This is a genomic window from Limnohabitans sp. DM1, from assembly GCF_001269385.1.
GTDB lineage: Bacteria > Pseudomonadota > Gammaproteobacteria > Burkholderiales > Burkholderiaceae_C > Limnohabitans_A.
This window is the reverse complement of sequence record NZ_CXOO01000011.1, coordinates 261,277-284,514: the sequence shown is the minus strand read 5'-3', so window position 1 is coordinate 284,514 and position 23,238 is coordinate 261,277. Positions and strand designations below refer to the sequence as shown.

At 59.2% G+C, this 23,238-nt stretch carries 18 protein-coding genes and 1 tRNA gene; 17 read left to right on the top strand and 2 right to left on the bottom strand.

Annotated elements, in window-relative coordinates; all coding sequences use genetic code 11:
* Positions 1 to 32: 32 nt before the first annotated feature.
* The 4 genes from AMM33_RS04520 to AMM33_RS04505 all read left to right on the top strand — a co-directional run bounded on the left by AMM33_RS04520 (position 33) and on the right by AMM33_RS04505 (position 3,559).
* Entirely contained in the window at positions 33 to 1,556 is a 1,524-nt protein-coding gene (locus tag AMM33_RS04520) for a leucyl aminopeptidase (RefSeq protein ID WP_090139177.1), read from the top strand.
* Positions 1,557 to 1,567: 11 nt separating this feature from the next.
* Positions 1,568 to 2,002: a DNA polymerase III subunit chi gene (locus AMM33_RS04515; protein ID WP_090139176.1), complete on the top strand. Its 435-nt coding sequence runs from the start codon at positions 1,568 to 1,570 to the stop codon at positions 2,000 to 2,002.
* The gene (locus AMM33_RS04510) at positions 1,999 to 2,283 is read left to right on the top strand and encodes a hypothetical protein (RefSeq protein ID WP_090139175.1); all 285 of its coding nucleotides are present in this window, start codon (positions 1,999 to 2,001) and stop codon (positions 2,281 to 2,283) included. Before AMM33_RS04515 ends, AMM33_RS04510 begins: the two co-directional genes overlap by 4 nt.
* A gap of 106 nt (positions 2,284 to 2,389) precedes the next feature.
* Positions 2,390 to 3,559 carry a branched-chain amino acid ABC transporter substrate-binding protein gene (locus AMM33_RS04505; RefSeq protein WP_090139174.1) on the top strand — a complete coding sequence of 390 codons (1,170 nt, stop codon included), beginning with the start codon at positions 2,390 to 2,392 and terminating at the stop codon, positions 3,557 to 3,559.
* Between the two features lie 109 nt (positions 3,560 to 3,668).
* Here the strand turns inward: AMM33_RS04505 and AMM33_RS04500 are convergent.
* A tRNA-Ser gene (locus AMM33_RS04500) sits at positions 3,669 to 3,759 on the bottom strand.
* A 190-nt stretch (positions 3,760 to 3,949) separates the two neighbouring features.
* Between AMM33_RS04500 and AMM33_RS04495 the strand changes: the two genes are divergently transcribed.
* Positions 3,950 to 6,223, top strand: coding sequence for an arginine/lysine/ornithine decarboxylase (locus AMM33_RS04495; RefSeq protein ID WP_090139173.1), 2,274 nt, complete (start codon positions 3,950 to 3,952; stop codon positions 6,221 to 6,223).
* 72 nt (positions 6,224 to 6,295) lie between these two features.
* Here the strand turns inward: AMM33_RS04495 and fabI are convergent, their stop codons facing one another.
* Positions 6,296 to 7,114, bottom strand: a complete 819-nt coding sequence (gene fabI, locus AMM33_RS04490) for an enoyl-ACP reductase FabI (RefSeq protein ID WP_090139172.1) — start codon at positions 7,112 to 7,114, stop codon at positions 6,296 to 6,298.
* Positions 7,115 to 7,163: 49 nt separating this feature from the next.
* Here fabI and AMM33_RS04485 point away from each other — a divergent pair, with 49 nt between their 5' ends.
* From AMM33_RS04485 to AMM33_RS04430, 12 genes are all read left to right on the top strand, one after another.
* On the top strand, positions 7,164 to 9,035 hold the full coding sequence (locus AMM33_RS04485) for an extracellular solute-binding protein (protein ID WP_228767956.1): 1,872 nt from the start codon (positions 7,164 to 7,166) through the stop codon (positions 9,033 to 9,035).
* Between the two features lie 3 nt (positions 9,036 to 9,038).
* Positions 9,039 to 10,076, top strand: coding sequence for a microcin C ABC transporter permease YejB (locus AMM33_RS04480; RefSeq protein WP_053176340.1), 1,038 nt, complete (start codon positions 9,039 to 9,041; stop codon positions 10,074 to 10,076).
* Positions 10,073 to 11,128 carry an ABC transporter permease gene (locus tag AMM33_RS04475; protein WP_090139170.1) on the top strand — a complete coding sequence of 352 codons (1,056 nt, stop codon included), beginning with the start codon at positions 10,073 to 10,075 and terminating at the stop codon, positions 11,126 to 11,128. Before AMM33_RS04480 ends, AMM33_RS04475 begins: the two co-directional genes overlap by 4 nt.
* A complete protein-coding gene (locus AMM33_RS04470; protein ID WP_090139169.1) occupies positions 11,125 to 12,732 on the top strand; it encodes an ABC transporter ATP-binding protein in 1,608 nt (535 codons plus the stop codon). The genes AMM33_RS04475 and AMM33_RS04470 overlap by 4 nt, the downstream gene beginning before the upstream one ends.
* A 155-nt stretch (positions 12,733 to 12,887) precedes the next feature.
* Positions 12,888 to 13,451 (top strand): ribosome maturation factor RimP, encoded by a 564-nt coding sequence (rimP, locus tag AMM33_RS04465; protein ID WP_090139168.1) that lies wholly within the window; start codon positions 12,888 to 12,890, stop codon positions 13,449 to 13,451.
* A gap of 71 nt (positions 13,452 to 13,522) precedes the next feature.
* A complete protein-coding gene (nusA, locus tag AMM33_RS04460) occupies positions 13,523 to 15,007 on the top strand; it encodes a transcription termination factor NusA (RefSeq protein WP_090139167.1) in 1,485 nt (494 codons plus the stop codon).
* 24 nt (positions 15,008 to 15,031) lie between these two features.
* Complete coding sequence (gene infB, locus AMM33_RS04455; protein ID WP_090139166.1) at positions 15,032 to 18,010, top strand: translation initiation factor IF-2; 2,979 nt, start codon at positions 15,032 to 15,034, stop codon at positions 18,008 to 18,010.
* The gene (gene rbfA / locus AMM33_RS04450; protein ID WP_090139165.1) at positions 18,011 to 18,391 is read left to right on the top strand and encodes a 30S ribosome-binding factor RbfA; all 381 of its coding nucleotides are present in this window, start codon (positions 18,011 to 18,013) and stop codon (positions 18,389 to 18,391) included.
* Positions 18,388 to 19,371: a tRNA pseudouridine(55) synthase TruB gene (gene truB, locus AMM33_RS04445; protein ID WP_090139164.1), complete on the top strand. Its 984-nt coding sequence runs from the start codon at positions 18,388 to 18,390 to the stop codon at positions 19,369 to 19,371. The genes rbfA and truB overlap by 4 nt, the downstream gene beginning before the upstream one ends.
* A gap of 11 nt (positions 19,372 to 19,382) precedes the next feature.
* Positions 19,383 to 21,200 carry a translational GTPase TypA gene (gene typA / locus AMM33_RS04440; protein WP_090139163.1) on the top strand — a complete coding sequence of 606 codons (1,818 nt, stop codon included), beginning with the start codon at positions 19,383 to 19,385 and terminating at the stop codon, positions 21,198 to 21,200.
* Between the two features lie 34 nt (positions 21,201 to 21,234).
* Positions 21,235 to 22,116 carry a DMT family transporter gene (locus tag AMM33_RS04435; protein WP_090139162.1) on the top strand — a complete coding sequence of 294 codons (882 nt, stop codon included), beginning with the start codon at positions 21,235 to 21,237 and terminating at the stop codon, positions 22,114 to 22,116.
* Entirely contained in the window at positions 22,109 to 23,191 is a 1,083-nt protein-coding gene (locus AMM33_RS04430) for an enoyl-CoA hydratase/isomerase family protein (RefSeq protein ID WP_090139161.1), read from the top strand. Before AMM33_RS04435 ends, AMM33_RS04430 begins: the two co-directional genes overlap by 8 nt.
* Positions 23,192 to 23,238: the final 47 nt, after the last annotated feature.

The following is a 23,238-nucleotide window of genomic DNA, read 5'->3' as shown; positions in this document are numbered from 1 at the left end:
GAATAACATCGACAGGAAGGAAACCCTCAATTATGAACTTCGAAATCCAAAAACGCGCGCTCTCACGCATCATCCGCGACGATCACGATGCACTGATTGTCCTGTGGCCCGATCAGGTGCCGCAATCCGTGGATGTCTCCAACCCGATTGCCGCCCGGGTGCGATCGGCCATCGTGCATGGCGATTTGGAGCTCAAGGCGGGCGCTCTCTTGTCCTTGTACGCCCTGGATGGCGTCAAGGCGCGTCAAGTGGTGGTGGTGTGCACGCAAGACGGCACCCCCCGGCACATGCGCACCGCCATGGCTGCAGCCTGGGGCGCCTTGAAGGCCCTCAAGCTCACAAGTCTGGGCGTACATGCGCTGGTGGATGTGAGCGCGCAAGCACTGGAAGCGGCTGCCAGCGCCTTGGCCGATGCCTCCTACAGCTACGCCAGCACGCTGAGCAAGCCCAAACCCAGAACCCTGAAAAACGTCGTCTTCACCATGGAAACAGTGGATGCCGCTCACCGTGGGGCCGTGGTGCGTGCACAGGCTTTGGTGCAGGGCATTGAAGTGGCCAAAGAGTGGGCCAACAGGCCTGCCAACCACGCCACGCCCACCCTGCTGGCTCAGGCGGCACAAGCCATTGCCAAGGGGCCAGGCTTCAAATGCGAGGTCTTGGGCGTTCGTGAAGTCACCAAACTGGGCATGGGTTCCTTTTTGGCGGTGGCGCAAGGCGCTGATGAACCCCTCAAATTCATCGTCATGCGCTACAGCGGTGCACCGGCAACGCAAGCGCCAGTTGTGCTGGTGGGCAAGGGCATCACCTTTGACACGGGCGGCATTTCCATCAAGCCAGCGGCTGAAATGGATGAAATGAAATACGACATGAGCGGCGCTGCCAGTGTTTTGGGGGTGTTCAAGGCCTTGGCCCAATTGCGCCTAGCCATCAACGTGGTGGGGCTGATCCCTGCGACCGAGAACATGCCCAGCGGTCAGGCCGTCAAACCCGGTGATGTGGTCACCAGCATGAGTGGGCAGACCATTGAAATCCTCAACACCGATGCCGAAGGTCGTCTGGTCCTGTGCGATGCCCTGACCTATGCCGAGCGCTTCAAGCCCAAGGCGGTGATCGACATCGCCACCCTGACCGGGGCCTGTGTGATTGCCTTGGGCGCTGTCCGCTCGGGGCTTTTTTCCAGCGATGATGACTTGGCTTTGGCTTTGCACAAAGCAGGCGAAGACTCGGGCGATGTGTGTTGGCGCATGCCCTTGGACGAGGACTACGCCGAGGGGCTGAAAACCCGTTTTGCCGATGTGGCCAACGTCGCGGGCAGGGCGGGAGGCTCGATCACGGCTGCCAAATTCTTGCAGCGTTTCGCCACGCAATTTCCTTGGGCACATCTGGACATCGCAGGCACTGCGTGGCGCAGTGGGGCGGCCAAAGGGGCCACGGGGCGACCGGTGGGCCTGCTGCTGAATTACCTTTTGGCACAGACGGCAACCAACACCCCGACCTCGGCACGTGTGAAAGTGGCTGCCAAAACCAGGGGCAAAGCCAAAACCGAGCGCACTTGACGGTGGCATGGATGACCCGCATCGAATTCCATTTCAACGCCCCTGAGCGATTGCAATACGCCTGTCGGCTGTTGCGCAAAGCTCATGGGCGAAGTCTGCGCGTGGGCGTTGTCGGGGCACCAGCGACTTTGCGCCAACTCGATGCCGCGCTGTGGACATTTTCTGCCACGGATTTTTTGCCGCACAGCACCACGGCCAATCCTGCGGACATACAGGACGCCTCGGCCATTTTGCTGAGCCACAACACCACCGATTTGGGGGTATTGGATGTGCTGCTCAATTTGGGCGATGAAGTGCCCGAGGGCTTTGAGCGTTTTGAACGCCTGATTGAAATTGTCGCGATGGACGACCACAGCCGAATGTGCGCGCGCCAACGCTGGAAGCACTACACCGCGCAGGGCTATGATTTGTTGCAACATGATTTGTCCAAGGTTTCTGCATCATGACCATGCCATTGACATCCGCCCATGAGCCCAGTGTCATGCCGAACGCGGCAGACATCCCCACGCTGACGCAAGCACTGGAGACCTCCAGCATTCCCGAAGCCGTTCGCGTAGCGCTCGATGTGCGCGAAGCCGAACGAGCCGCCTTGTTTGCCATGTCCAATGAATTGCTGGACGGCTTGCGCCCTGAATTGGACCGTTTGACCACAGAACTGGTGCGCAAAAGCATTCAAGGCTTGTGGGAAAAACGTTCTGAAAAATATGAAAATCCACGGAGTCAGTGACTGTCAAAAATCTCACGGACTTTTGGTTTTCCCTGAGGCACAGTCATCGTTTTTGCAGTATCTTCACAGGCTGCTTGATTGAAGCAATTTTTTCTTCGGAGTTTCTATGAAAATTTCTGGTAATCGTTCTTTGACTTTCGTCGCTGTGGCCGTTGCTGCAGTCGTTTTGGCCGCTTGCGGCAAAAAAGAGGCCGCTACTGATAGCGGCGTGGTGGTCAAAATCGGTCACGTCGGTCCTGTCAGCGGCGCCATTGCCCACCTGGGTAAAGACAATGAAAACGGTGCCCGCATGGCCATTGAAGAACTCAATGCTGCCGGCCTCAAATTCGGCGACAAGGCTGTCAAGTTCGAACTGCTGGCTGAAGACGACGCAGCAGACCCCAAGCAAGGCACTGCAGCTGCCCAAAAACTGGTCGACGCCAAAGTCATCGGCGTGATCGGTCACCTGAACTCCGGCACCACCATTCCTGCTTCGCAGATCTACAACACCGCAGGCATTCCCCAAATTTCGCCATCTGCTACCAACCCCAAGTACACCCGTCAAGGTTACGCTGGCGCGTTCCGCGTGGTGGCTGATGACGTGCACTTGGGCGGCACCCTCGGCAAATACGCTGTGGAATCCCTCAAGGGCAAAAACATTGCTGTGATTGATGACCGTACAGCTTACGGCCAGGGCGTGGCTGAAGAATTCAAAAAGGGCGCCACCGCTGCTGGCGGCACCATCGTCGGTCATGAGTTCACCACCGACAAAGCCTCCGATTTCAACTCCATCCTGACCACCCTGAAGGCCAAAAAGCCTGATGTCGTGTTCTTTGGCGGTATGGACGCTGTGGCTGGCCCGATGCTGCGTCAAATGAAATCCCTGGGCATTCAGGCCAAGTTCATGGGCGGTGACGGCATCTGCACCTCCGAGCTGGCCAAACTGGCTGGCGACGCCATGAAAGACGAAACCGTGTTCTGCGCTGAAGCAGGCGGCGTCGAAGGCGAGCAAAAAGCCGGCATGGAAAAATTCCGTACCGACTTCAAAGCCAAATTCAATGCCGACGTCCAGGTCTATGCACCCTACGTGTATGACGCTGTGAAAGTCATGGCCACGGCCATGGTGACAGCCGGTTCTGCTGATCCTGCCAAGTACCTGCCAGCCCTCAAGGCCATCAGCTACAAAGGCGTGACAGGCGATATCGCTTTTGATGAAAAGGGCGACATCAAGAACGGCGCCTTGACCTTGTACACCTACAAAGGTGGCGAGCGTGCACAGATCGCTGTGGTTCGCTGATCTGTTGGCCCTCCCTCGGGAGGGCCTCATTTCAAGGGTGGCATGGTGCTGCGCTTGAAATGCACAGACTAAAAAAAAGCCTGCACATGTGCAGGCTTTTTTTGGTTTTTGGCGGAGCAGGCGGGATTCGAACCCGCGGTGGGCTATTAACCCACACACGCTTTCCAGGCGTGCGACTTAAACCACTCATCCACCGCTCCGAAGCCCTGTATTGTAGCAGTGTAAACACGCATTTTTCCCTCTTCCCATTCACAGGCGTTGAACTTTGTCAGTCAATGGCTGCACGGTGGTTTTTTCGTGAATTCTCAGTAACAGCTGCACCGAGGGGCAGTTTTGTCCTTAAACTTCGCGCCTGTTTGTCTTTCTTTTGGCCTTGACCCACTTCTGCCCATGAAATTCCGTTTCCCCATCGTCATCATTGACGAAGATTACCGCTCCGAAAACACATCGGGCCTGGGTATCCGCGCTTTGGCCGATGCCATCATTGCCGAGGGGTTCGAGGTCTTGGGTGTGACCAGTTACGGCGATCTGTCGCAGTTTGCGCAGCAGCAAAGCCGCGCCAGTGCGTTCATCTTGTCGATCGACGACGAAGAGTTTTCTCCGGGCCCAGACCTGGACCCAGCCGTCATCAACTTGCGCGCCTTCATTGACGAAGTGCGCCGCAAAAACGCCGACGTGCCGATTTACATCTATGGCGAGACCAAGACCTCGCGCCATTTGCCCAACGACATCCTGCGCGAGTTGCACGGCTTCATCCACATGTTTGAAGACACGCCCGAGTTTGTGGCGCGCCATATCATTCGTGAGGCCAAAAGCTACCTGGAAGGTGTGCAGCCGCCGTTTTTCAAGGCGCTGCTCGATTACGCTGAAGACGGCTCTTATTCGTGGCACTGCCCGGGTCACTCAGGGGGCGTGGCCTTCTTGAAGAGCCCAGTGGGCCAGATGTACCACCAGTTTTACGGTGAGAACATGCTGCGCGCTGACGTGTGCAACGCGGTGGAAGAGCTGGGCCAGCTGCTGGACCACAACGGCGCCATTGGCGAGAGCGAGCGCAACGCGGCGCGCATTTTCAATGCCGATCATTGCTTCTTTGTGACCAACGGCACCAGCACCTCCAACAAAATTGTCTGGCACCACACCGTGGCCCCGGGCGACGTGGTGGTGGTGGACCGCAACTGCCACAAGTCCATCTTGCACGCGATCATCATGACCGGTGCGGTGCCCGTGTTCATGAAGCCCACGCGCAACCACTTCGGCATCATCGGCCCCATCCCCAAAAGCGAGTTTGAGCCTGCGGCCATCATGGCCAAGATCAAGGCCAACCCCTTACTCAAAGGCGTGGACCCGAAAAAGGTCAAGCCCCGCGTGATGACCCTGACCCAGTCCACCTACGACGGAGTGCTCTACAACACCGAAACCATCAAGACCATGCTCGACGGTTACGTGGACAACTTGCACTTTGACGAGGCCTGGTTGCCGCACGCAGCTTTCCACCCGTTTTATGGCCCGTACCACGCGATGGGCAAAAAGCGCGCTCGCCCCAAAGAGTCCATGGTTTACGCCACGCAGTCCATCCACAAGCTGCTCGCCGGTATCAGCCAGGCCAGCCATGTGCTGGTGCAAGACGCGCAAAGCGTCAAACTCGACAGGCCGCTGTTCAACGAAGCCTATTTAATGCACACCTCGACCTCGCCGCAGTACAGCATCATCGCCAGCTGCGATGTGGCGGCTGCCATGATGGAGCCACCCGGTGGCACTGCGCTGGTGGAAGAGAGCATTGCCGAAGCCCTGGATTTCCGCCGCGCCATGCGCAAGGTGGACGAGGATTACGGCAAGGACTGGTGGTTCAAGGTCTGGGGGCCGGAAAAGTTTGCCGACGAAGGCATTGGCCGCGCTGACGATTGGATCTTGCGCAACGACCCGCGCAAAAAAGCCAGCAAGTGGCACGGTTTCGGTCAGCAGCTGGCCGACGGCTTCAACATGCTCGACCCCATCAAATCGACCATCGTGACACCGGGCCTGAACCTGGACGGCAAGTTCGACAAGACCGGCATCCCGGCTTCGATCGTCAGCAAGTTCCTCACGGAGCACGGCGTGGTGGTGGAAAAAACCGGCCTCTACAGCTTCTTCATCATGTTCACCATCGGCATCACCAAGGGCCGCTGGAACACGCTGCTGACTGCATTGCAACAGTTCAAGGACGAGTACGCCAAGAACCAGCCGATGTGGAAAATCATGCCGGAGTTCTGCCAGAAGCACCCGCGCTACGAGCGCATGGGCCTGCGCGACCTGTGCCAGCATGTGCACGAGATGTACGCCAGGTACGACATCGCTCGCCTGACCACCGACATGTATTTGTCCGATCTGGCCCCAGCCATGCGCCCATCAGACGCCTACGCCCACATTGCACAGCGCAAAACCGAGCGGGTGGAAATCGACCATCTGGAAGGCCGCATCACCGTGGGGTTGGTCACGCCTTATCCACCGGGCATTCCTTTGTTGATTCCAGGCGAAGTTTTCAACAAGAAGATCGTGGATTACCTCAAGTTTGCGCGTGAGTTCAATGAGAAGTGCCCCGGCTTTGAAACCGATATCCACGGCTTGGTGGAGATCAAGGATGATGACGGCAAGAAGCGCTACTACGCCGATTGCGTGAAGGCTTGAACCGTGTGTGGCAGGTGACAGAATAAAAAAAAGCGGCCTTGGCCGCTTTTTTCATGTCTGCACAGCGTAACTTCAAGCCGCAGCCGCTGGTGGCTCCGCAATGCCGCCGACCACTTGGCTGAAACCACCGTCCACATAGGTGATTTCGGCGGTCACGCCCGCAGCCAGATCGCTCATCAAGAACGCGGCCACATTGCCCACGTCCTCAATGGTCACATTGCGACGAATGGGCGAGGCCTCGGCCACCACCGACAAAATCTTGCCAAAGCCCTTGATGCCGCTGGCCGCCAGCGTCTTGATGGGGCCTGCCGAAATGCCGTTGGCGCGCAGTCCACGGTTTTGGCTGCCCAAGGATTCGGCCAGGTAACGCACCGAGGCTTCCAGGCTGGCCTTGGCCAGGCCCATGGTGTTGTAGTTGGGCACGGTGCGGATGGCGCCCAGATACGTCAGTGTCAGCAAGGCTGATTTGTCGTTCAAATAGGGCAGGGCAGCCTTGGCCATGGCGGGGAAGCTGTAGGCGCTGATGTCGTGCGCGATCTTGAAGCCTTCGCGTGACAGGCCGTCTAGAAAATCACCGGCAATCGCTTCGCGTGGCGCGTAGCCAATGGCGTGCACAAAACCGTCCAGCTTGGGCCAGGTGGCCGACAAGTCAGTGAACAGCTTTTCAATTTGTTCGTCGCTGCCTACATCGCAATCAAAAATCAATTTGGAGTCAAAGTCTGCGGCGAATTCGGTGATGCGGTCCTTGAAACGTTCGCCCACATAACTGAAAGCCAGCTCGGCGCCTTGCGCATGGCAGGCTTTGGCGATGCCATAGGCAATGGAACGGTTGGATAAAACGCCGGTGATCAGCAATTTTTTGCCCACCAGAAATCCTGTTTTTGTGCTCATGTCTTCAACTCCAAGAAAAAGTGGGCAGAATTGTCGCATGCGAAGACCCATGGCCCGATTTTTGAAAAACTGCTTGCTGGCCTTGGGGCTCTGGATGTCGGGCACCGCCTGGGCTGCACATGCCTATGCGCAGTTTGGCGACATCCGCTACCCCGCAGGTTTTGCCCATTTCGCCTATGTCAACCCTGTTGCGCCCAAAGGCGGCGAGATCGTTTTGGTGCCGCCCACGCGGCAGACCAACTTCGACAAGTACAACCCCTTCACGCTCAAAGGCAGTGCCCCGCCAGCCCTGCTGAACATGTTGTTCGACACCTTGCTGGTGGGCAATATGGACGAGCCGACCACGGCCTATGGCTTGTTGGCCTCCGACATTCAGGTGGCCGCCGACCGCATGTCGGTGGTTTTTCAAATTCACCCACAAGCGCGTTTTCACAACGGTGACCCGGTGTTGGCCGCCGATGTTCGCCACACCTTTGAACGCCTGACCAGCAAGCAGGCCGCGCCCCAGTACCGCACTTACTTTGGTGAGGTCAAAAGCGCCACGGTGTTGGCCGAGCGCAGCATCCGTTTTGATTTTGTGCGGCCCAACGGCGAACTGCCCTTGATCGTGGGCGCCATGCCCGTATTCAGTCGCAAATGGGGTTTGCAGGGCAACACGCACAAAGCTTTCGATCAAATGGTCATGGACATCCCCATCGCTTCCGGCCCGTACCGCATCGGCCCGGTGCAGTTTGGCAAAGACATCACCTATGTGCGCGACCCCGCGTATTGGGCCCAAGACCTGAATGTGCGCAAAGGCCAGTTCAACTTTGACCGCATCACCTACAAAATTTACAAGGACAGCACCGCCCAGCTCGAAGCCTTCAAAGCGGGCGAGTTCGATTACATGCAGTCCTTTGTGGCGCGTGAATGGGCCAGGGCTTTCACGGGCAGGGCGTTTGAGCGCGGGACATTGATCAAAGCCGAGCTGCCCCATGGCAATGCCGGTGACTTTCAGGGCTTTCAGTTCAATCTGAGGCGCGAACAGTTCAAAGATGTGCGTGTGCGCCAAGCGATTGCCTTGGCCATGGATTTTGAATGGCTGAACCGGCAGCTGTTCTACAACGCCTACAGCCGGGTGCGTGGTTTTTTTGTGGCCAGCGATTTCGAGGCCAAGGGCTTGCCAGGCCCGGACGAGTTGGCACTGTTGGAGCCCTTGCGCGCCCAACTGCCTGCCGCCGTGTTTGACCAAGCCGTGCCCCAGCCGCCGCAAACCGCGCTCGACCCCGCATCGGGCCACACGCTGCGAGACCATTTGCGCCAAGCGCGGGATTTGCTGAAAGACGCGGGATGGACCTACCGCGATGGCGCTTTGCGCAATGCCAAGGGCCAGGCCTTCAGCATCGAGTTTCTGGACAGTTCGGGCTCCATGGGCCGTGTGGTCACGCCCTTTGCCAAGAACCTGGAAAAACTGGGCATTCAGGTTCGTTACAAAGTGATTGACTTTGCCTTGCTGCAAAAGCGCATGGACGTCTTTGACTTTGACATCGTGAGCAACCGTGCCGTGGGCAGCGAGGCGCCGGGCACGGAGTTGCTCGAGCGCTTTGGCTCCAAGTCGGCCGACGTGGAAGGTTCCGGCAATATTCTGGGCCTCAAAGACCCGGCTGTGGACGCGCTGCTCGACAAAGCGGTGAGCGCCACCACCCGGCCCGAACTGGTCACTCGCCTGCGGGCACTCGACCGGGTGCTGCGTCACGGCCACTATGTGGTGCCGCATTGGTATGGTGCGGTGCACCGGGTGTCTTGGCGTGCGGCGGCGTTTGAGCGCCCGGCCGATCTGCCGCGTTTTTACCAACCTGAAAAACTGGTGACTTCGGTGTGGTGGTCGCCTGCTGCGGCACGTCCCCAAGCTTCACATCCAGCCGCCCCGAAAGCCCCCTGAACCATGTTGGCCTACATCTTCAAACGTTTGCTGCTGATGATTCCGACCCTGTTCGGGGTTTTGCTGATGACCTTTGTGGTGATTCAGTTTGTGCCCGGTGGCCCGGTGGAGCAAATGGTGGCCCAGCTGCAGGGACGAGACACAGGCGGGGAGGGCGCTGCGGCAGCGGGCAGCGGTTACCGGGGCCGACAAGGCGTGGACGCCGCCCGCATTGCCGAAATCAAAACCCTCTACGGCTTTGACAAACCACCGGTAGAGCGGTTCTGGATGATGCTCAAACAGTTTGCCCAATTCGATCTGGGCAAGAGCTTTTTCTACCCCAAGGATGTCTGGAGCCTGATTCAGGAAAAACTGCCCGTGTCCATCAGTTTGGGCTTGTGGACGTTTTTTCTCAGTTACTTGATATCCGTGCCTTTGGGCATTGCCAAGGCTGTTCGCGCCGGCTCGCGCTTTGACACCCTCACCAGTTTGCTGGTGTTGGTGGGTTATGCGATTCCGGGCTTTGTGCTGGGCGTGGCTTTGTTGGTGGTGTTTGGCGGGCAGTTGCAGTGGTTTCCCTTGCGCGGCCTGACCTCTTCCAATTGGGAGCAACTCAGCTGGGGCAGCAAGGTGGTGGACTATCTTTGGCACATCGCCTTGCCTGTGCTGGCCAGTGTGCTGGGCGCGTTTGCGGTCATCACCATGCTGACCAAAAATGCCTTTCTTGAAGAAATTCGCAAGCAATACGTGCTGACCGCCCGCGCCAAAGGCCTCAGCGAGCGCCGCGTGCTGTACCGCCACGTCATGCGCAACGCCCTGATTCCCTTGGTGACCGGCTTTCCGGCTGCCTTCATCGGGGCCTTTTTTACAGGCTCCTTGCTGATAGAAACCTTGTTCTCGCTCGACGGCCTGGGCTTGCTCAGCTACGAATCGGTGATCCGCAGGGACTACCCGGTTGTTTTGGGCACCTTGTATCTGTTTACCCTGATCGGCCTGGTCACCAAACTCATCAGTGACCTGTGCTACCTGTGGGTCGATCCCCGCGTCAAGTTTGACCAATGACCGCATCCACTTCAACGCTTTCTTCGCCGCAGTTGTCCCCTTCGCGCAGGGCCTGGCTGCGTTTCAAGCGCAACCGCCTGGGCTTTGGCAGCCTGATCATCTTTTCCACGCTGTTTGTGCTCAGCCTAGGCGCCGAATTGTTGTCCAACGACAAACCCTGGGTGGTCCGCTACGAGGGGCATTGGTACTTTCCGGTTGTGCAGCAACTGCCCGAGACGGTGTTCGGGGGCGATTTTGAAACCCCCACGGATTACCTGGACCCCTTCATCCAGCAGCAATTGGCGCGGGATGGCCACTGGGCCTTGAGAGCGCCTAACCCCTATCACCACAGCACGCTTGATTACTTTGCCCCCTTGCCCAACCCCGCACCGCCTTCGGCACGCAACCTGCTGGGCACCGACGATCGCGGCCGCGACGTGCTGGCGCGCTTGCTCTACGGCTTTCGGGTCTCGGTGCTGTTTGCCTTGGCCTTGACGCTGTTTGGTGTCGTGCTGGGCGTCCTGACGGGGGCCGTACAAGGCTTTTTCGTGGGCAAGACCGATTTGGTGTTCCAGCGCTTCATCGAAATCTGGAGCGCCATGCCCGAGCTGTATTTGCTCATCATTTTTTCGGCCGTGTTCGAGCCCAGCGTCGGTTTGTTGCTGGTTTTGCTCAGCCTGTTCGGCTGGATGGGCTTGTCGGACTATGTACGGGCCGAATTTTTGCGCAACCGCCAACTCGACTACGTCAAATCCGCCCGGGCGCTGGGCCTGGGGCACTGGCCCATCATCTGGCGGCATGTGCTGCCCAACAGCATGACGCCCGTGGTGACCTTTTTGCCGTTCCGCATGAGCGGCGCCATATTGGCGCTGACCTCGCTGGACTTTCTGGGCCTGGGCGTGCCCCCCGGCACGCCTTCGCTGGGCGAATTGCTCGCGCAGGGCAAAAACAACATCGACGCCTGGTGGATTTCCCTGTCCACCTTTGGCGTGCTGGTGGTGACCTTGCTGCTCTTGACCTTCATGGGCGATGCCTTGCGCGACGCGCTCGACCCCCGAAAGGTGGACGCATGAACAACACCACGCCCTTGCTGCAACTCAAGCAACTGCGCGTCGCCTTTGGTGACACCGAAGTGGTGCATGGCATCGACCTGAGCATTCAGCCCGGTGAGCGTCTGGCCTTGGTGGGCGAGTCGGGCTCCGGCAAATCGGTCACGGCCCTGTCTGTGCTGCGCTTGTTGGAGTCGGCCCGGCTGAGCGGTCAGGTGTTGTGGCAAGGGCAGGATTTACTGCAACAGCCGCTGGCCGAGATGCAGCGCATCCGGGGCGATGACATCGCCATGATCTTTCAAGAGCCGATGACGGCCCTCAACCCGCTGATGACCGTGGGCCAGCAAATCTCCGAAGTCCTGCAGCTCAAAAAAGGCCAGCTCAGGCGCGATGCAGACTTGCGGGCCGTGGCTTTGCTGAGCGAAACCGGCATCGACGACCCCGAGCGCCGCTTCCAGGCCTATCCGCACCAGCTGTCGGGCGGGCAACGCCAGCGGGCCATGATGGCCATGGCCTTGGGCTGCGAGCCCAAACTCTTGCTGGCCGACGAACCCACCACCGCGCTGGACGCCAGCTTGCGTCTGCAAATGCTCAATCTCTTGACGGCGCTGCAAGAAAAAACGGGCATGGCCGTGCTGCTCATCACCCATGATCTGGCCTTGGTGCGGCATTTCGCACACCGCGTGGCCGTCATGGAAAAAGGCCACCTGGTCGAGCAAGGCGAGTTGCGGGCTGTGTTTTCCTGCCCGCAGCATGCCTACACCCAGAAGCTGCTGGACAGCCGCCCCCGTCGCGATGACTTGCATGAAGCCGACGCTCAAGCCAAGCCCGCATCGGTGGTTCAGGCCAGCGGCCTGTGCGTGCGCTATCCCATGGCAGTGCCCGGCTGGCGCGGCTGGTTTCACAAAAACCACTTCACCGCACTGCATGGCGCTGATTTCAGCATCCCGGCGGGCACCACCTTGGGCGTCATGGGCGAATCCGGCTCGGGCAAATCCAGCTTGGCTCAGGCGGTGCTGGGGCTGATGCCATTTGAAGGCGATGTCACCTTTGCCGGTGACCGCTGGCAAGGCCGCCCCCGCCAAGACAAGGCCTTGCGCCAACGTGTGCAGGTGATGTTTCAAGACCCTTATGGCAGCCTCTCGCCGCGCATGACCGTGGGCGAGATCGTCTCTGAAGGCTTGAAACTGCATCAGCCCCATCTGACGTCAGCGCAAATCGAGCAGCGCGCCCTGGCCACCTTGGCCGAAGTGGGCTTGTCCAGTGACGATTTTCCCGAATTGCTCAACCGCTATCCACACGCTTTTTCCGGCGGGCAACGCCAACGCATCGCACTGGCCAGGGCCCTGGTGGTCGAGCCTGCGCTCTTGGTGCTCGACGAGCCCACCAGCGCGCTGGACGTCACGGTGCAAAAGCAAATCCTGACATTACTGAAGACGTTGCAAGTGCGAAGAGGCATAGCTTACTTAATGATTACCCACGACGTGGACGTGCTGCGCGCCATGGCGCACCAAGTGCTGGTTTTGCAAGGCGGCAAGGTGGTCGAGTCCGGACCCGCCTTGCAAGTGCTTGGCCAACCCCAACATGCTTACACCCGCCATTTGCTGGAGGCTTTCCCGGATTTGTGAGCGAAGATGTCATTTTTGTGTGCGTTGTTTTCCTTAAAAATCACACACTTAGCACGTTTTTCAGCTAGAATACGAGCTTCACGACCAAACGGGCGGGTTTTCACCGCCCGTTTTTTTTGGGTCTTTCCTTTTTAAGTTTGGCATTTCGAAGTTCTGTGGCATTGCAGCAAATCGTTGAAGAAACCGTGACCGGCCTAGGCTATGACCTGGTTGAGATAGAGCGCTCTGCGGGTGGCTTGCTGCGCATCACCATCGACTGGCCCTGGCACCCTGGGTCAGACGTGTTCATCAACGTGGAAGACTGCGAAAAGGTCAACCGACAGCTGCAGTTTGCCCTCGAAGTGGACGGCGTGACCTACAACCGCCTGGAAATCTCCTCGCCAGGCATTGACCGCCCCCTGCGGCACGAAAAAGATTTCGAGCGTTTTGTCGGTGAATTGATCGACATCACCCTCAAAGCCCCCATGGGCGAAAACGCGGCTGGCCTGGTCAGTGCCAACCGCAAAAAATTCCGTGGCACGCTTGAGCGCGATGCCACAGGCGCCGGCTGGCAGATCGTCTGGAGCGATGAGCCTGCCGTCAAGCCCGGACAAAAAATCAGCAAGAAACGAGTGCCCGCTCCACTGCATGCACTGGGCTTCACGCTGCAAGAGTTACAGGCTGCCCGACTGGCACCCGTGGTCGATTTCAAAGGGCGCAAGCCCAAAGGTCAAGCCTGAACAAGGCCACCAATGTTTGAGTATTTTTTCGGGTCTGAATCCCAGACCCAGTGGAACAGGAGAGTCGAGTCATGAATCGCGAAATGTTGATGTTGGTCGAAGCCATCTCACGTGAAAAGAACGTTGAGCGCGACGTGGTGTTTGGGGCTGTGGAAGCAGCCTTGGCGCAAGCCACCAAAAAACTGTATGCCGGTGAAGTGGACATCCGCGTGGCCGTGGACCGCGACAGCGGCAACTACGAGAGCTTTCGCCGTTGGCATGTCGTACCCGATGAAGCCGGTCTGCAGCAGCCCGACCAGGAAATCCTGCTGTTTGAAGCCAAAGAGCAAATTCCCGACATCGAAGTCGACGAATACATTGAAGAGCCCATCGAATCCTTGCCCATTGGTCGCATTGGTGCCATGGCCGCCAAGCAGGTCATCCTGCAAAAAATCCGCGACGCCGAGCGTGAAATGCTGCTCAACGACTTCATGTCGCGTGGCGAGAAAATCTTTGTCGGCACCGTCAAACGCATGGACAAGGGTGACCTCATCTGTGAAGCCGGCCGCGTCGAAGGCCGCCTGCGTCGCAGCGAAATGATTCCCAAGGAAAACCTGCGCAGCGGTGACCGTGTGCGCGCCATGATCATGGAAGTGGACCTGACCCTGCGCGGCGCCCCCATCATCTTGTCGCGTTCGGCCCCCGAATTCATGATCGAGCTGTTCCGCCAGGAAGTGCCCGAAATCGAACAAGGCCTGCTCGAAATCAAGACCTGCGCCCGTGACCCTGGCTCACGCGCCAAGATCGCCGTGCTCTCGCACGACAAACGCGTGGATCCGATTGGCACCTGCGTTGGTGTGCGCGGAACCCGTGTGAACGCCGTGACCAACGAACTCGCTGGCGAGCGCGTGGACATCGTGTTGTGGAGCGAAGACCCCGCTCAGTTCGTGATCGGCGCCCTGGCCCCGGCCAATGTGCAATCCATCGTGGTGGATGAAGAAAAGCACGCCATGGATGTGGTGGTGGACGAAGAAAACCTGGCCATTGCCATTGGTCGCGGTGGTCAAAACGTGCGCCTGGCCTCCGACCTCACGGGCTGGAAAATCAACATCATGGACGCGGCCGAGTCTGCCCAAAAGCAGGCCGAAGAGACCACCGGTATCCGTCAGCTGTTCATGGAAAAGCTCGACGTGGACCAGGAGATCGCCGACATCCTGATCGAAGAAGGCTTCACCAGCCTGGAAGAAGTGGCCTATGTGCCCATCCAGGAAATGCAGGACATTGAAAGCTTCGACGAAGACACGATCAACGAACTGCGCGCGCGTGCCAAAGACGCCTTGCTGACCATGGAAATCGCCCGCGAAGAAAGCGTCGAAGAAGTGTCGCAAGATTTGCGCGACCTGCCGGGCCTCACGCCTGAGCTCATTTCCAAGCTGGTCGAAGCGGGCATCCACACCCGTGATGACCTCGCTGACCTCGCCACTGACGAACTGACCGATATCTCGGGTCAAACTTCCGAAGAGGCCACCGCCCTGATCATGAAAGCCCGCGAACATTGGTTCGCAGGCCAGGCCTGAAGCTGATGGAGGCTTGAACACAATATGTCCAGTACCACTGTTGCCGAGTTCGCAAACGAACTCAAAAAATCTGCCGATGTCTTGCTGGAGCAATTGCGCTCTGCAGGCGTTGCCAAAAGTTCCGCGGGCGATGCGCTCAACGATTCTGACAAGCAAAAATTGCTCAGCTACTTGCAAGCCAGTCATGGCACGCAAGCCGGTGATCGCAAAAAAATCACCTTGGTGAAAAAATCCACCAGCGAGATCAAGCAAGCCGACGCTTCCGGCAAGGCCCGCACGATCCAGGTGGAAGTGCGCAAGAAACGCACCCTCATCAAGCGCGATGACGAGCCTGTGGCCGAGCCTCAGGCGCAAGCGCCTCAAGAGCCGGTCATCGACCATGCCGAGCTGGCTCGCCGCGAAGAAGAAGCCCGTCGTCAAGCCGAGCTGATCCGTCGCCAGGAAGAAGAGTTGTCTGAAAAGCGCCGAGTACGTGAAGAGCAAGAAGCTGCTCAACGTGCGCAAGCATTGGCGCAAGAGCAGCAAGCTCAAGCCGAGGCCAAAGCCGCCGCACAAGCTGCTGCCGCTGCGCAAGCAGCCAAGCCTGCTTTGACCCGCGAAGAGCGCGAACAACTGGCCCGTGCCGAAGCCGCCAGCATCAACGCCGCTTCGCAGCAGCAAGCCAAGCCAGCCGTGCCCGTGGTGTCTGCCGCTGAAACTGCCGCCACCAAAGCGGCTGAACAAGCCGCAGAAAAAGCCAAGGCTGACCAACAAGCGCGTGAAGCGGCGGCCCAAAAAGCCGCCGATGAATCCAAAGCCCGCGCCGCCGAAGAAACAGCCCGTGCGCGTGACCTCGATGAGCGTCGCCGCAAGGCATTGGCCGAAGCCGAAGCCATCCGCAACATGATGAACGCCCCCAAAAAGGTGTTGGTTGCGAAAAAAGAAGAGCCCAAGACCGAAGCCAAAGCTGCGGTCAAAGGCACCTTGCACAAGCCCGCTGGCACCCCAGCCCCGGGGGCCAGAGCAGCCGCCGCTGCAGCTGCCAAAACTGCCGTTCCCGCATCTCCAGGCGCCAACAAGGAAGTCAAATCTGCCAAGCTGTCGTCCAGCTGGGCAGGTGATCCGGCCAAGAAAAAGGCGATTCCCACCCGTGGTGACACCAGCGGTGGCGTGGGCCGTAACAACTGGCGCGGTGGTCCCCGTGGCCGCCGTGGCAACGAGCGTGATCGTGACGACTCACATGGCCAGTCGGCACCGGCAGAAGTGCGCGTGCTCGAAGTCCACGTGCCCGAAACCATCACCGTGGCCGAACTGGCGCACAAGATGGCCATCAAGGCCTCCGAGGTCATCAAGCATTTGATGAAGCTGGGCCAAATGGCCACCATGAACCAGCCGCTGGACCAGGACACCGCCATGATCGTGGTGGAAGAAATGGGCCACAAAGCCGTGATCGCGGCGCTGGACGACCCAGAAGCCTTCACCGACGAAGAAGTCTCCGATCAACACGCTGAATCCTTGCCGCGTGCCCCCGTGGTCACGGTCATGGGTCACGTTGACCACGGCAAGACCTCGCTGCTGGACTACATCCGCCGTGCCAAAGTGGCCTCGGGTGAAGCCGGTGGCATCACGCAGCACATTGGCGCCTACCACGTCGAAACGCCTCGCGGCATGATCTCATTCCTGGACACCCCCGGTCACGAAGCCTTCACGGCCATGCGTGCCCGTGGTGCACAAGCCACCGACATCGTCATCCTCGTGGTGGCCGGTGACGACGGCGTCATGCCCCAGACCAAGGAAGCCATCAAGCACGCCAAGGCCGCGGGTGTGCCCATCGTGGTAGCCATCAACAAGATGGACAAGCCCGATTCAAACATCGAACGCGTGCGCGCTGAACTGATTGCAGAAGAAGTCGTGCCCGAAGAATTCGGTGGCGATTCACCCTTCGTGTCCGTGTCCGCCAAAACCGGCATGGGCATTGACGACTTGTTGGAGCAAGTGCTCTTGCAGGCCGAAGTGCTCGAACTCAAAGCCCCCGTGGCAGCCGCTGCCAAGGGTCTGGTCATCGAAGCGCGTCTGGACAAAGGTCGAGGCCCCGTGGCCACCATCCTGGTGCAGTCCGGTACTTTGAACACTGGCGATGTGGTGCTGGCAGGCCAGACCTTTGGCCGCGTGCGCGCCATGCTGGATGAAAACGGCCATCCCATCAAATCAGCTGGCCCTTCGATTCCGGTCGAAATTCAAGGTCTGACCGAAGTGCCCCAAGCCGGCGACGAATTCATGGTCATGGGCGACGAGCGCCGTGCCCGCGAGATCGCCACTTACCGTGCAGGCAAGTTCCGCAACACCAAGCTCGCCAAGCAACAAGCTGCCAAGCTCGAAAACATGTTCACCGACATGTCGGCGGGCGAAGTCAAGATGCTGCCCATCATCATCAAGGCCGACGTGCAAGGCTCGCAAGAGGCCCTGGGCGCCTCCTTGCTCAAGCTGTCGACTGACGAAGTCAAAGTTCAGCTGGTTTATGCCGGCGTGGGTGGCATCAGCGAGTCGGACATCAACCTGGCGATTGCCTCCAAAGCCATCGTGATTGGCTTCAACGTGCGTGCCGATGCCGGTGCCCGCAAGCTGGCCGAAGGCAATGGCGTTGACGTGCATTACTACAACATCATTTATGACGCTGTGGATGAACTCAAAGCCGCGATGTCCGGCATGCTGGCGCCCGAGCAGCGCGAAGAAATCATGGGTATGGCCGAAATCCGGACCGTGTTCGTCGCCTCCAAGATCGGCACGGTTGCAGGTTGTATGGTCACTTCGGGTCAAGTCACCCGCAACGCCAAATTCCGCCTGCTGCGCGACAACGTGGTCATCTACACCGGTGAACTCGACTCGCTCAAGCGCCTCAAGGACGACGTGCGCGAAGTCAAAGAAGGCTTCGAGTGCGGTATCAAGCTCAAAAACTACAACGACATCAAAGAGGGCGATCAGCTCGAATTCTTCGACGTCAAGGAAATCGCGAGAACGCTGTAAATGGCCCGCAAGAAGGTTTCATCCGTACCCAACCGCGGTTTCCGCGTGGCCGACCAGATCCAGCGCGATCTGGCCGAATTGATCGCACGCGAGTTGAAAGACCCGCGCGTGGGCATGGTCACGCTCAACGCGGTCGAGGTGACGCCCGATTACGCCCACGCCAAAGTGTTCTTCAGTGTCTTGACCGGCAACCCCGATGAAGCCACCGAAGGCCTGAACGCCGCAGCCGGTTTCTTGCGCAACGGTTTGTTCAAGCGACTGCACATCCACACCGTGCCCACGCTGCACTTCATGTTTGACCGCACCACCGAGCGTGCATCGGACATGAACGCCTTGATCTCCAAGGCCGTGGCCTCACGCGCCAAAGACGACGACGAATGACCACCGCGCCCCGCACCAGGGTGCAGCGGCGCCCTGTGCACGGGGTGTTGCTGCTTGACAAACCCCTGGGTTTATCCAGCAACCAGGCTTTGCAAAAGGCCAAGTGGTTGCTGCGCGCGGAAAAAGCGGGCCACACGGGCACGCTCGATCCCTTGGCCACGGGCGTGTTGCCCTTGTGTTTCGGTGCGGCGACCAAATTCAGTCAGCAGCATTTGGATGCTGACAAGGTGTATGAAACCACCGTCCGTCTGGGTGTGAAAACCCGCACGGCCGATGCCGAAGGTGAAGTGATTGAAACCCGCGACGTGACGTGCACGCCGGGCATGGTGGTGGAAGTGCTGGACCGGTTCATGGGACCGATCAGCCAAGTGCCACCGATGTACAGCGCCTTGAAAAAAGACGGCAAGGCCCTCTACGAATACGCGCGTGAGGGCGAAACCATCGAGCGCGAGTCGCGCAACGTGGTCATCCATGACCTGGAGCTGCTCGACATGCAGCTGCAGGGCGATGCCCCGTTTTTGCGTTTGCGCGTGGCGTGCAGCAAAGGCACCTACATCCGCACGCTGGGCGAAGACATCGCCGAGGCCCTGGGCTGCGGCGGTCATTTGATCGCGCTGCGCCGAGTGGTCACTGGGCCGTTTGAAGCGTCACAGTGCGTGACGCTGCCCGAGCTGGAGGTCATGGCGGAAGACGAGCGCCTGGCTGCATTGCAACCGGTCGATGTGCTGCTGCAGGGCTACACCGAGGTGAGCCTGGACAGCGAGAACGCCGGAAGATTTTTGAGTGGGGTGCGCCGACGCGGCCCCTGGGTTGATTGTGATCAAGTCGTGGTGTATGGAGAACATCCTCGTGCCTTGCTGGGAACAGCGCATGTGCATGACGGCGAATTGATTCCGGGTCGATTGTTGAGCCCGATCGAAATTCAACAGATTTTGGAAAGATCGCCTGTTCCCGAGCCGTTGCTGGCCGCGCAGGTTTAAAGGAAGAAAGCATGAGCAAGCAAATTCGCAACATCGCCATCATCGCGCACGTTGACCACGGTAAAACCACCATGGTCGACCAACTGCTGCGCCAATCCGGAACCTTCGCTGACCACGAAAAAGTCGTGGACACCGTCATGGACAACAACGCCATCGAACGTGAACGCGGCATCACCATCCTGGCCAAAAACTGCGCCGTGAGCTGGGAAGGCACCCACATCAACATCGTGGACACCCCCGGACACGCGGACTTCGGCGGTGAAGTCGAACGCGCTTTGTCCATGGTCGACGGCGTGGTCTTGCTGATCGACGCCCAAGAAGGCCCCATGCCCCAGACCCGCTTTGTGACCAAAAAGGCCCTGGCCCTGGGTCTCAAGCCCATTGTGGTGGTCAACAAGGTCGACAAGCCCGGCGCCAATCCCGACAAAGTGGTCAACGCTGCTTTTGACTTGTTCGACAAACTCGGCGCGACAGACGAACAACTCGACTTCCCCGTGGTCTATGCCTCCGGCATCAACGGCTGGACCTCTTTGGAAGAGGGCGCACCCGGTGAGCAGTGGGGCCCCGACATGTCGGCCCTGTTCAACACCGTGCTCAAGCACGTCAAGCCCAACGCGGGCGACCCAACAGCCCCCCTGCAATTGCAAATCTCGGCACTCGACTTCTCGACCTTCGTGGGCCGCATCGGCGTGGGCCGCATCAGCCAGGGCACCATCAAGCCCAACATGGACGTCGTCGTCATGGAAGGCCCTGACGGCTCGACCATCAAAGGCCGCGTCAACCAGGTGCTGACCTTCCAGGGTCTGGACCGCGTGCAAGTGACCGAAGCCGGTCCTGGCGACATCGTCTTGATCAACGGCATTGCGGACCTGAACATCGGCGTCACGGTGACCGATCCCACCAATCCCGCACCCCTGCCCATGCTCAAGGTGGACGAACCCACGCTGACCATGAACTTCTGCGTGAACACCTCGCCCTTGGCCGGTCGTGAAGGCAAGTACGTCACCAGCCGCCAAATCTGGGACCGCCTGCAAAAAGAACTGCAACACAACGTGGCCCTGCGTGTCAAAGAAACCGACGAAGACGGCATTTTTGAAGTGGCCGGTCGCGGTGAACTGCACCTGACCATCTTGCTGGAAAACATGCGCCGCGAAGGCTACGAACTGGCTGTCTCCAAGCCCCGCGTGCTGTTCCGTGACATCGACGGTGAACGCCATGAGCCTATCGAGCTGGTGACTGCCGACATCGAAGAAAACCACCAAGGCGGCGTCATGCAAGCCTTGGGCGAGCGCAAGGGCGAGCTGGTCAACATGGAACCCGATGGCCGCGGTCGCGTCCGTCTGGAATACCGCATTCCAGCCCGTGGCCTGATCGGTTTCACCAACGAATTCCTGAACCTGACCCGTGGTTCCGGCCTGATCTCCAACATCTTTGACGGCTACGAGCCGCACAAGGGTGAAATTGGTGGCCGCAAGAACGGCGTGCTGATCTCCATGGACGACGGTGAAATCTTCACCTACGCCCTGGGCAAGCTCGACGACCGTGGCCGCATGTTCGTCAAGGCGAACGACCCGGTGTACGAAGGCATGATTGTGGGCATCCACAGCCGTGACAACGACCTGGTGGTGAACGCCACCCGCACCAAGCAGCTGACCAACTTCCGCGTGTCCGGCAAGGAAGACGCGATCAAGATCACGCCCCCGATCGACCTGACGCTGGAATACGGTGTGGAATTCATCGAGGACGACGAGCTGGTCGAAATCACGCCCAAGAGCGTGCGTCTGCGCAAGCGCTTCCTGAAGGAAAGCGACCGCAAGCGCAACAAGTGATCTGTCCACAGTGATCCAAATCAGGGCCTGAATCATGAAACTTCGGCATGGCCAAGCAGTGGCAATGATGGTCCTGATCACCGCCATGTGGTCCATGGCGGGCGTCGTCACCCGCCATCTTGAGCAGGCCCGCAGCTTTGAGGTCACCTTCTGGCGCAGCTTCTTCACGGCGCTGTCGCTGGTGATCATCTTGCCGCTGTGGCAGGGCAGGGGCGTGTGGTCGCGCATGCCCTGGCGCAGCTCCTATTTCTGGCTCTCTGGCGTGTGCTGGAGCGTCATGTTCACCGCCTTCATGGTGGCATTGACGCTCACGGCGGTGGCCAATGTCCTCATCACCATGGCGCTGGGCCCCTTGCTCACCGCCTTGATCACCCGAATCTTTTTGGGGCACCAGCTGCCCCGGCGCACCTGGGGCGCCATCTTGCTTGCGGGCATCGGCATTGGCTGGATGTATGGCAGCCAGCTGAGCCTTGGCGCACCCAATTTCCTGCTCGGTACTGCAGTGGCCCTGTGCGTGCCGATCGCAGGCGCTGTGCAATGGACCTTGGTTCAAAAAAGCCACGCCGAAGGTCTTGATCTGGATCTGGTGCCCTCGGTCTTGCTGGGGGCGGTACTTTCTTCCCTGTTCACCTTGCCGCTGGCCTGGCCATTTCAGGCTTCAGCGCATGATGTGGGTCTGCTGGCCCTGCTTGGCCTGTTTCAGTTGGCCATTCCCTGTGCCTTGTCGGTGATCTGCGCCCGTGTGCTCAAAGCGCCCGAAGTGTCACTGCTGGCCCTGCTTGAAATCGTTTTTGGAATTGCGCTCGCCTGGTGGGGGGCACACGAAGCTCCGCAGCCCAGCGTCTTGCTCGGCGGTGCCCTGGTGCTGAGCGCCTTGCTCATGAACGAATATTTAGCTTGGAAAAACAATGTCTGATGTCATCGCCACCATTGAAGGCCGTATCGGCTGCATCACCCTGAACCGTCCCAAGGCGCTCAACGCCTTGTCGCTGGACATGGTCCGCCAAATCACCCAGGCATTGCTCGACTGGCGGCAGCATGAGCAAGTTCTGGCAGTGGTCGTTCGCGGCACCAACAAGGAAGGGCCTTTTGGTGCTTTTTGTGCCGGTGGCGACATCCGCTTCTTTCACCAGGCGGCCACCTCGGGCAATCCACAACTGGAAGACTTCTTCACCGAAGAGTACCGCCTGAACCACCTGATCCACACCTACCCCAAGCCCTACATTGCCTTGATGGACGGCATCGTCATGGGGGGCGGCATGGGCATCAGCCAGGGCGCCAGTGTGCGTGTGGTGACCGAGCGCAGCAAAATGGCCATGCCCGAGACCCACATCGGCTTGTTCCCCGATGTCGGCGGCGGCTATTTCCTCAGCCGCTGCGCAGGCCGCCTGGGCGAATACCTGGGCCTGACAGGCCATATGCTGCAAGGCGAAGACGCAGTGCATGCCGGTCTGGCCGATGGCTGGGTGTCCTCCGGAAAATTGGCCCACCTGTGGCAAACGCTGATCGAAACCCCTTTTGAAAACGGCGAAGCCGTCGAACGTTGGGTGCGCACGCGCTTTGACCATTTGCAAAAAACCGGCTTGCCACACCGCGCAGAAATGGACGCCGTCTTTGCCTTGCCGCATGTGAACGACATCGTGCAGCAGCTGGAATCGGCAAGTGATGAGTGGTCCCAAAACACCGCCAAAACCTTGCGTCAGCGTTCGCCCCTGATGCTGCATGTCGTGCTGGAACAAATTCGCCGCGCCCGCACCATGAGCCTGGCCGATGACCTGCGCATGGAACGCGATCTGGTGCGCCACTGCTTTGCCCTGCGTTCGGTGCTTGACAGCGAAACGGTAGAGGGCATTCGCGCCCTGGCGGTCGACAAAGACCACAGCCCCCAATGGAAGCCCGCACGCGTCGAAGAGGTGGATGCCGCCGAAGTGGCCGCGTTTTTTGCCAGCCCCTGGCCCGCCCACGCCCACCCGCTGCGCGAATTGAGCTGAACCCTGTATGTCTGTGGGCTCACCCCCGACAAGGGTCGATGGACAAC

Coding starts and splice junctions, on each gene's coding strand:
- AMM33_RS04470 (WP_090139169.1), top strand. CDS start 11,125: ATGAACAACACCACGCCCTTGCTGCAACTCAAGCAACTGCGCGTCGCC.
- nusA (WP_090139167.1), top strand. CDS start 13,523: ATGAATCGCGAAATGTTGATGTTGGTCGAAGCCATCTCACGTGAAAAG.
- AMM33_RS04485 (WP_228767956.1), top strand. CDS start 7,164: ATGGCCCGATTTTTGAAAAACTGCTTGCTGGCCTTGGGGCTCTGGATG.
- AMM33_RS04430 (WP_090139161.1), top strand. CDS start 22,109: ATGTCTGATGTCATCGCCACCATTGAAGGCCGTATCGGCTGCATCACC.
- infB (WP_090139166.1), top strand. CDS start 15,032: ATGTCCAGTACCACTGTTGCCGAGTTCGCAAACGAACTCAAAAAATCT.
- fabI (WP_090139172.1), bottom strand. CDS start 7,114: ATGAGCACAAAAACAGGATTTCTGGTGGGCAAAAAATTGCTGATCACC.
- AMM33_RS04510 (WP_090139175.1), top strand. CDS start 1,999: ATGACCATGCCATTGACATCCGCCCATGAGCCCAGTGTCATGCCGAAC.
- AMM33_RS04520 (WP_090139177.1), top strand. CDS start 33: ATGAACTTCGAAATCCAAAAACGCGCGCTCTCACGCATCATCCGCGAC.
- rbfA (WP_090139165.1), top strand. CDS start 18,011: ATGGCCCGCAAGAAGGTTTCATCCGTACCCAACCGCGGTTTCCGCGTG.
- AMM33_RS04435 (WP_090139162.1), top strand. CDS start 21,235: ATGAAACTTCGGCATGGCCAAGCAGTGGCAATGATGGTCCTGATCACC.
- typA (WP_090139163.1), top strand. CDS start 19,383: ATGAGCAAGCAAATTCGCAACATCGCCATCATCGCGCACGTTGACCAC.
- AMM33_RS04515 (WP_090139176.1), top strand. CDS start 1,568: ATGACCCGCATCGAATTCCATTTCAACGCCCCTGAGCGATTGCAATAC.
- truB (WP_090139164.1), top strand. CDS start 18,388: ATGACCACCGCGCCCCGCACCAGGGTGCAGCGGCGCCCTGTGCACGGG.
- AMM33_RS04475 (WP_090139170.1), top strand. CDS start 10,073: ATGACCGCATCCACTTCAACGCTTTCTTCGCCGCAGTTGTCCCCTTCG.
- AMM33_RS04505 (WP_090139174.1), top strand. CDS start 2,390: ATGAAAATTTCTGGTAATCGTTCTTTGACTTTCGTCGCTGTGGCCGTT.
- AMM33_RS04480 (WP_053176340.1), top strand. CDS start 9,039: ATGTTGGCCTACATCTTCAAACGTTTGCTGCTGATGATTCCGACCCTG.
- AMM33_RS04495 (WP_090139173.1), top strand. CDS start 3,950: ATGAAATTCCGTTTCCCCATCGTCATCATTGACGAAGATTACCGCTCC.